The organism is Sphingomonas sp. (assembly GCF_019242355.1).
Taxonomy (GTDB): domain Bacteria; phylum Pseudomonadota; class Alphaproteobacteria; order Sphingomonadales; family Sphingomonadaceae; genus Sphingomicrobium.
On the sequence record NZ_JAFAVR010000032.1, the window covers coordinates 1 to 8,442 of the forward strand.

Here is an 8,442-nt window from a genome sequence, read left to right on the forward strand (position 1 = left end):
TCGTAGAGGAAGCTCTCGCGGTGGTGGGCGAGGCACCATTTGGCCATGATCGAGCCGCCGCGGCTGACGATTCCGGTGACGCGGTTGGCGGCGAGCGGGACGTAGGGCAGGCGAACGCCGGCGTGGATGGTGAAATAGTCGACGCCCTGCTCGGCCTGCTCGATGAGCGTGTCGCGATAGACGTCCCAGGTCAGGTCCTCGGCGATGCCGCCGACCTTCTCCAGCGCCTGGTAGATGGGGACGGTGCCGATCGGCACGGGCGAGTTGCGGACGATCCATTCGCGCGTGTCGTGGATGTTGCGGCCGGTCGAAAGGTCCATGACCGTATCGGCGCCCCAGCGGATCGCCCACACCATCTTGTCGACTTCGGACGCGACGTCGGAAGCGACGGCGCTGTTGCCGATATTGGCGTTGATCTTGACCAGGAAGTTGCGGCCGATCGCCATCGGCTCGGACTCGGGGTGGTTGATGTTGTTGGGGATGATGGCGCGGCCGCGGGCGATCTCCTCACGGACGAACTCGGGGGTGACGAAGTCGGGGATTGCAGCGCCGAAGCTTTCGCCGTCGCGCTGCGCATTGAGCGCGGCTTCCCGGCCGAGGTTTTCGCGGGCGGCAACGTACTCCATCTCGGGCGTGACGATGCCGCGGCGGGCGTAATGCATCTGCGTGACGTTGGCGCCGGGCTTGGCGCGGAGCACCTTCTTGCGGACATTGGGGAAGGGCTGGACGCCGCCGGACCGATCCGGGCCAAGCTGGCCGTTGTCCTCGGGGCGGGTCTCGCGCTGCTGCACTTCCTCGACATCGCCGCGGGCGCGGATCCAGTCGCGGCGAAGCTCGGGCAGGCCGGCCATTATGTCGATGCGGGTGGCAGGGTCGGTGTAGGGGCCGCTGGTGTCGTAGAGGATGACGGGCGGCTCGCCCGACGACGGCTCGAGGTCGACGGCGCGCATTGCGACCTTCAAATCGCCGACGTGAATCTTGCGCGATCCGCGGATCGGACCGGTGGTCACGCGCAGCTGCGCTGCGGCCCCTCCACCATGCTGCGCATGGTTCCCCTCCCCGTTCCGGGGCGGATAAAGCTCGGTGCGAGCGGGAACGTCTGCCATGTCTTGCCTCCCTACGCCGGTGTCAGCCGGATCAGGTTCAACGGGTCTCGGCCGAATACCGACTCTCAGCCCAATCGGGCTCCCCGGGAAGACAAGGCCTTAGGCGCGAGGCGAGCCCCGCGCCAGCGAAAGCGAGGCCTTAGCGGCCCTGGCCGGCCGCCTGGGCCTCGGCAGCCGAGACGACGCCATCGTGGTTGGTGTCGGCCGCGTCGAACTGGACGAGGGTGCCGTTGCGATATTCCTCGGCGGAGATGACGCCGTCATGGTTAGTGTCGAGCTGGGCGACACGGGCGTCGACCTTGGCCGGATCGACCGACAGCTTCTGCTGCGCCTGGAACTCGGCGAGGCTGATCGAGCCGTTGTGGTTGGTGTCGATCTTGTCGAACACGGTCTTCAACTGCTGGTTCATTTCGGTCTGGGCCTCGGTCACCCGGCGGGTCATTGCGGCCTGGACCTCGGCCTTGGACAGCTTGCCGTCATGGTTCGCGTCGAGGTCCTTGAACTCGGTGTCGAGCTGCTGCGAAACCTGGGCGCGGGTGACCTGCTGCGGCGCCGCCGGAGCAGCGGCGGTCGGCGCGGCGGCCTGGGCGAATGCCGCCGAAGCGGTGGCGACGGAAAGTACGCCGCCGATGCCGGCAAGCCGGCGCAGATTGATAATCGTCATTGATGGTTCTCCTGTAAGGCGGGCGCCCCCTGGCCCCGATGATTCCGGCGCCTTGTTCGCTGTCCCACATTGCTACGCCATGAACCCGGCGGGCGGACTCGCTTGCGCTCGGGCGCTGAGCGGCTATGCGAATAGCCGCAATGCAACCACTTAGCCATCTCGACCGGGTCGAGGCCGAGAGCATCCACATCATTCGCGAGACCGTCGCCGAGACGTCGCGGCCCGTGATGCTTTATTCGATGGGCAAGGACAGCGCCGTCATGCTGCACCTTGCGCGCAAGGCCTTCTATCCCGGCCCGCTGCCGTTCCCGCTGCTTCATGTCGATACGACGTGGAAGTTCAGGGACATGTACGCCAATCGCGACGCGGTCGCCGCGCATGAGGGCACCGAACTGCTCATCTGGCGCAACCCCGAGGCGCAGGCGCAGGACATCAACCCCTTCGACCACGGCCCTCTCCACACCGACATGTGGAAGACGCAGGGCCTTCGGCAGGCGCTCGACCATTACCAGTTCGACGCGGCCTTCGGCGGCGCCCGGCGCGACGAGGAGAAAAGCCGCGCCAAGGAACGCATCTTCAGCTTCCGCGACCGAAACCACCGCTGGGACCCGAAGCGCCAGCGGCCGGAGCTGTGGGCGCTCTACAATGCGCGGGTCGCGCAGGGCGAGAGCATGCGGGTGTTCCCGCTGTCCAACTGGACCGAGCTCGACGTCTGGCAATATATTGCCCGCGAGAAGATCGACCTGGTGCCGCTCTACTTCGCGGCCGAGCGGCCGACCGTCGAGCGCGACGGCCTGATCCTGATGGTGGACGACGAGCGGATGCGGCTCGCCGAGGGCGAGACGGTGCAGATGCGCACGGTCCGGTTCCGGACGCTGGGCTGCTATCCGCTGTCGGGGGCGATCGAGAGCAGTGCGACAACCCTCGACGAGGTGATCGCCGAAATGATGGAATCGAAGGCTTCCGAGCGGCAGGGCCGGGCGATCGACCGCGAGGGCGGCAGCACAGCCATGGAACGCAAGAAGCAGGAGGGCTACTTTTGAGCGACCTTCTTCGCTTCATCACCTGCGGCAGCGTCGACGACGGCAAGTCGACGCTGATCGGACGATTGCTCTACGACACCAAGCAGGTGCCGTCGGACCAGCTCGAGGCTCTCGAGGCCGACAGCCGCAAGCATGGGACCCAAGGGGCGGCGCTGGACCTCGCGCTGCTCGTCGACGGGCTTGCCGCCGAGCGCGAGCAGGGCATCACCATCGACGTTTCCTACCGCTATTTCTCGACTCCGCAGCGCAGCTTCATCGTCGGCGACGCGCCGGGACATGAACAATATACGCGCAACATGGTCACCGGCGCCTCGACCGCGGACGCGGCGGTGGTGCTGATCGATGCCCGCAAGGGCGTGCTGACCCAGACGCGGCGGCACAGCTTCATCGCCAAGCTGATGGGAGTCCGGCAGATCGCGCTGGCCGTGACCAAGATGGACCTCGTCGATTTCGACGAAGCGGCCTTCGAGGCGATCTGCAGCGATTACCGGACCTTTGCCGCCGAGATCGGCATCGACCAGTGGCATCCCATCCCGTTGTCCGGAGTGACCGGCGAGAATGTCGCCCGCCGCGGCGAAGCAATGCCCTGGTACCCGGGGCCGACCCTGCTCGAATGGCTCGAGACGGTGCCGGTGGACGCGGTCGCGGACGCCGAGAAGCCGTTCCGGATGCCGGTGCAGTGGGTCAATCGACCGAACCGCGATTTTCGCGGCTTTGCGGGTCAGGTCTGCTCCGGCCGCATCGCCGCTGGTGCAGAGGTGCGGCTGCTGCCGTCCGGGCGAACGACGCGGATCGCGCGGATCGTCACCGCCGAAGGGGATCGCGACGAGGCGGTCGCCGGCCAGTCGCTGACCCTGACCTTCACCGAGGAACTCGACTGCTCGCGCGGCGACGTCATCGCCGCTGCCGGTGTGCCGCCCCAGGCCGCCGACCAGTTCGAAGCGACGGTCGTGTGGATGGCGGACGAGGAGCTCGTTCCCGGCCGGAGCTACTGGCTGAAACTTGGCACGCAGACGGTCGCGGCGACGGTCCAGCAGCCCAAGTACGAGATCAACGTCAACACGCTCGAGCACCTTGCGGCGCCGACGCTGCAGCTCAACTCGATCGCTGTCGCGGAGATCGCGACGGATCGCGAGATGGTGTTCGAGCCCTATGACGCGGAAGGGTCGAGCCCCAACCGAGTGCTCGGCAGCTTCATCCTCATCGACCGGATGAGCAATGCGACGGTCGCCTGCGGGATGCTCCACTTCGCGCTGAGGCGGTCGCTGAACGTCCATCGCCAGCATCTCGACGTGAGCCGCGAGAGCCACGCCTCGCTGAAGGGCCAGAAGCCGGCGGTGCTGTGGTTCACCGGCCTTTCGGGCGCCGGCAAGTCGACCATTGCCAACCTCGTCGAGAAGAAATTGTGCGCGCGCGGGCGGCACACCTTCCTGCTCGACGGCGACAATGTCCGCCACGGCCTCAACCGCGACCTCGGCTTTACCGAGACCGACCGGATCGAGAACATCCGCCGCGTCGGCGAGGTCGCTCGCCTGATGACCGACGCGGGGCTGATCGTCCTGACCGCCTTCATCTCGCCGTTCCGCGCCGAGCGCGAGATGGTCCGCAAGATGATGCCGGAGGGCGAGTTCATCGAAATCTTCATCGACACGCCGCTCACCGACGCGGAGAAGCGCGACGTCAAGGGCCTCTATGCCAAGGCGCGCGCGGGTGAGATCGCCAATTTCACCGGCATCGACAGCCCGTACGAGGCGCCCGAGACGCCCGAAATCCGAATCGACACGATGGCGATGAGCGCGGAGGACGCGGCGGACCTGATCGTCGGGAAAATCATCGATCGACGCTGATCCGTACCGGTGAGAGCCGGGCCGATACGGGTGTGCAACTAAACCCGGCCGCAAGCGGTTACGGCAGTCATGAGACACCTCCTGATCGCCGCTGCCGCCGTCCTTCCCGCCTGGAGCGCCGCCGCCGCGCAGGATGTCCAGTACCCCGCGCCGCCTGCCACTGCGGCGGACAGCGACGCGACGCGAGTGCGGGTCGGGATCGGGGCGCAGCTGCAGCCCCGATATGTGGGCGCGGACGGAACCAGCGTCGGCCCGCTGTTCCACGTCAACATCGCACGCCATGGGCACGAGTTCGCGTTCACCGCGCCGGACCAGAGCCCAGGATTCGAGCTGGCGTCGAGCGGCGGCTTCTCCGTGGGGCCAGTCGTCAACCTGACGGGCCGCCGCAAGGAGTCCGACGTCGGCGCCCTCGTCGGCAATGTATCGCGAACCGTCGAGGTCGGCGGTTTTGCGCAGTACCAGGCGGGCGATTCCTGGCGGCTGCGCGCGGAGCTGCGCAAGGGCATCAACGGGCATGACGGGCTGGTCGGCGAAGTCAGCGCGGACAAGATCTGGCGCGACGGCGACCGCTACGTGTTTTCGATCGGGCCGCGGGTCCTGTTTTCCGATGCGCGATACCAGCGCGCCTATTTCGGGGTCAGCCCGGCGGCGTCCCTCGCTTCCGGCCTGCCGGTGCATGATCCCGGCGGTGGCGTGCATGCCGTGGGCGTCGCAAGCGGGATCACCTATGCGCTCGACAGCCGCTGGGGCCTGTTCGGCTATGCGCGCTACGAGCGGCTGGTCGGGGATGCGGCCAGGTCGCCGATCGTGCGCGATTACGGTTCACGCAACCAGCTGTCGGGTGGCCTTGGCGTGAACTACACCTTCACGATGCGGTAGTCCGCAGCGCGGTCAGTCGCCGGCGCCGGCGTCCGACGTGAAATATTTGTCGTACTTGCCTTCTTCGCCCTTGTGCTCATCGGCGTCGGCCGGGCTGTCCTTCTTGCGGGTGATGTTCGGCCATTGCGCGGAGAAGGTGGAATTGAGCTCAAGCCATTTTTCCTGCCCGCTCTCGGTATCGGGAAGGATCGCCTCGGCCGGGCATTCCGGCTCGCACACGCCGCAGTCGATGCATTCATTCGGGTTGATGACGAGCATCGTCTCGCCTTCGTAGAAGCAGTCGACGGGGCAGACCTCGACGCAGTCCATGTACTTGCAGCGGATGCAGGCGTCGGTGACGACATAGGTCATGTGATCTTCGCTCCGTTTGGGTGGCTGCTATGTCGCGCCGCCAGCGCCGTCAATTCCCAGCTCTTCGTAGCAGGCGCGCGCTTCGCTCGCCGGGCCGCGGCGGTGAGGCAAGGCAAGGACCCGCAGGATCCGGACGCGGTCGTGGAGCGGCAAAGCGATGACGGAGCCGACGCGGACCTCCTCGCTCGGCTTTTCGATGCGCTTGCCGTCGACGCGGACCCGGCCCTCGGCGATCAGCGACTGGGCGAGGGTGCGGCTCCTCACCAGCCGGATGCAGTGGAGATAGCGGTCGACGCGCATCCCTAGCGCTTGAGCTTGGCCAGCTCGGAGAAAGCGTGGGACTTGCGAGAGGGCGGGCGGGGCCGTTCGTGGCGGCGGCCGCGCCATTTCCAGGCGTCGCCGGCGCGGGTGAAGCCGACTTCCGACATGAGAGCCGCGATGGCGTCCTCGTCCAGGCCGACGGAGGTTGCGAGCTCGGCGTCCACGGGATCATCGCCGCCGGCGGAGCGCACCTTGCGGGCGTGGCTGGCGAGGCGGTCGGCGAGGTCGATGCGGATCCAGCGGCGGCCGAGCCGGCGATAGGCGAGTGGAGCGCCGCGCGGGTCGGCTTCGGGACCGAGCATTGCGGCCCCGGCGGCGGGGAGGGCGGGCATCGGCTGGCCGGAGCGGACCGCGAGCAGTGCGGCGCGCCATTGCTGCGCGGCGGGCTTGAGCAGCGCTTGAAGGAAGACGTCGAGCGGACCGAGACGGATGCGAAGCGCGTGGAGCGCCTGGCGATCCACCTGCTCGAGGTGGGAGATCGGGCCGAGCATCGCCTTGCGCGGCAGGGCTCCGCCGGCATCCGCAAGCATCGCCGCGACGGCGCGGACGCCGGGCGAGCTTGCCGGGTCGGTGGCTGCAGCGGCGAGGCGCTTCAGCGGACGGAGGTTGGCGTCGACCTGGGCGTCCAACCAGCGCTCGAGGCGTTCGCGCAGGGCGGCGCGGCTCTGCGCGGAGAGACGGTCGAGAGGGCGGGCAGTGCGGATCGCGGGCTCCAGAAGAGAGCGACCGGGCGCCAGTCGGGCGAGGACCTGGCCCTCCCACCCGACGGCCAGGCCGCCCTTGTCGTCGGCGATGAGGGAGAAAATCGTGTCCGGCGCCTCGACCAGGGTCGCGGCGCGGCGGTCGAGCTCTTCGCCGAGGCGGCGCTCGGCCGCTGCCAGGAGCAGGCGCTTGTCGGCGAGGCGGGCATTGGGATCGACGCGGAAGTCGAAGCCGGCGAGGTGGCCGATCGGTTCCGGCCCGACACTGACCTCGCCGTCGGCAGCGACGGTGACCGGCAAGGCATCCGCCCCGCGCGAGCCGATGTCGCGGACGAGGACGGCGGTGCGGCGGTCGACGAAACGCTGGGTCAGCGCCGAGTGGAGCGCGTCGCTAAGCCGCGATTCGACCTCGCGGGTGCGGTCCGCCCACTTCGCCGGCTCCCTCAGCCAGTCGGAGCGATGGGCGATATAGGCCCAGCTTCGGACACCGGCGAGGCGGTCCGCGAGGGCTTCGATATCGCCGGCGACATTGTCGAGCCGAGCGACCTCGGCGGCGAACCATTCGTGCGGCACGTGGCCGCCCTCGCCGATGTAGCTGAACAGGCGGCGGACCATGCGCGCGTGGTGCATCGGCCCGACCTTGCGAAAATCGGGAAGGCCGCAGACTGCCCACAAGCGGCGCGCATGGACGCCGCGGCGGCCCGCAATGGAGGGATCCTCGGCAATGAGCTTGAGGACGGCGAGATCGATAGCGTTCGGGGCGGCGCGCAGGAGCGGGTCGTCGCTCTTGCGCTCGAGGCTGGCGATCAGTGCGCGGACGTCGGTGAAGTCGAGATCGGCGTTGCGCCAGTAAACGGAGTCGAGCGGGCGAAAGCGGTGCTCCTCGATCGCCGTGATTTCCTCGTCGGTGAACTCGGCGTTGGCGCTGCCGAGGCCGAGGGCGCCGAAGGTGCCGTCACGCTGGTGGCGGCCGGCGCGGCCGGCGATCTGCGCCATTTCCGCAATGGACAGGCGGCGCTCGCGACGGCCGTCGAACTTCTCGAGGCCGGCGAAGGCGACGTGCGCGACGTCCATGTTGAGGCCCATGCCGATGGCGTCGGTGGCGACCAGGTAATCGACCTCGCCGCGCTGGAACATCGCGACCTGAGCGTTGCGGGTGGCGGGCGAAAGCGCGCCCATGACAACCGCGGCGCCGCCCCGGAAGCGGCGCAGCATTTCGGCGAGCGCATAGACCTGCTCGGCGGAGAAGGCGACGACCGCAGAGCGTGGCGGAAGGCGGGACAGCTTGACGTTGCCCGCGTAGCGCAAGGTTGAGAAGCGCGGGCGACTGACGATTTCGGCTTGCGGCAGCAACTCGCGCACGATCGGCTTCAACGTTTCCGAGCCGAGAATGAGGGTTTCTTCGCGTCCGCGCGCGCGAAGCATTCGGTCGGTGAAGACATGCCCCCGTTCGGGATCGATTCCAAGCTGCGCTTCATCGATCGCGGCAAAGGCGAAGTCACGCTGCAGCTCGCCCTGCTCATCCGGTTC

At 68.0% G+C, this 8,442-nt stretch carries 8 protein-coding genes and 1 riboswitch; of the genes, 3 read left to right on the top strand and 5 right to left on the bottom strand.

The genetic code is table 11. The annotated features are described in order from the left end of the window. Window positions 1–1,106: phosphomethylpyrimidine synthase ThiC (locus JOZ79_RS01275; RefSeq protein WP_294069495.1), on the bottom strand; the 1,106-nt coding region annotated here is incomplete at its 3' end. Beyond that, window positions 1,097–1,202: riboswitch (TPP riboswitch) on the bottom strand. It overlaps the preceding gene by 10 nt. A gap of 43 nt (window positions 1,203–1,245) precedes the next feature. Beyond that, window positions 1,246–1,770, bottom strand: a complete 525-nt coding sequence (locus tag JOZ79_RS01280; RefSeq protein WP_294069498.1) for an EF-hand domain-containing protein — start codon at window positions 1,768–1,770, stop codon at window positions 1,246–1,248. A gap of 140 nt (window positions 1,771–1,910) precedes the next feature. On the opposite strand from JOZ79_RS01280, the gene cysD reads away from it, so the two are divergent. From cysD to JOZ79_RS01295, 3 genes are all read left to right on the top strand, one after another. Beyond that, window positions 1,911–2,813, top strand: a complete 903-nt coding sequence (gene cysD, locus JOZ79_RS01285) for a sulfate adenylyltransferase subunit CysD (protein ID WP_294069501.1) — start codon at window positions 1,911–1,913, stop codon at window positions 2,811–2,813. After that, window positions 2,810–4,660, top strand: coding sequence for a sulfate adenylyltransferase subunit CysN (cysN, locus tag JOZ79_RS01290; RefSeq protein ID WP_294069504.1), 1,851 nt, complete (start codon window positions 2,810–2,812; stop codon window positions 4,658–4,660). Before cysD ends, cysN begins: the two co-directional genes overlap by 4 nt. A gap of 69 nt (window positions 4,661–4,729) precedes the next feature. Continuing rightward, the gene (locus JOZ79_RS01295) at window positions 4,730–5,539 is read left to right on the top strand and encodes a MipA/OmpV family protein (protein ID WP_294069507.1); all 810 of its coding nucleotides are present in this window, start codon (window positions 4,730–4,732) and stop codon (window positions 5,537–5,539) included. Window positions 5,540–5,551: 12 nt separating this feature from the next. Here JOZ79_RS01295 and fdxA read toward each other — a convergent pair whose 3' ends face one another. From fdxA to JOZ79_RS01310, 3 genes are all read right to left on the bottom strand, one after another. Beyond that, window positions 5,552–5,890 (bottom strand): ferredoxin FdxA, encoded by a 339-nt coding sequence (fdxA, locus tag JOZ79_RS01300; protein ID WP_294069509.1) that lies wholly within the window; start codon window positions 5,888–5,890, stop codon window positions 5,552–5,554. Between the two features lie 27 nt (window positions 5,891–5,917). Then, on the bottom strand, window positions 5,918–6,190 hold the full coding sequence (locus JOZ79_RS01305) for an RNA-binding S4 domain-containing protein (RefSeq protein WP_294069512.1): 273 nt from the start codon (window positions 6,188–6,190) through the stop codon (window positions 5,918–5,920). Between the two features lie 2 nt (window positions 6,191–6,192). Then, window positions 6,193–8,442 (bottom strand): helicase-related protein (locus JOZ79_RS01310; protein WP_294069515.1); only part of this gene is annotated, 2,250 nt, incomplete at its 5' end.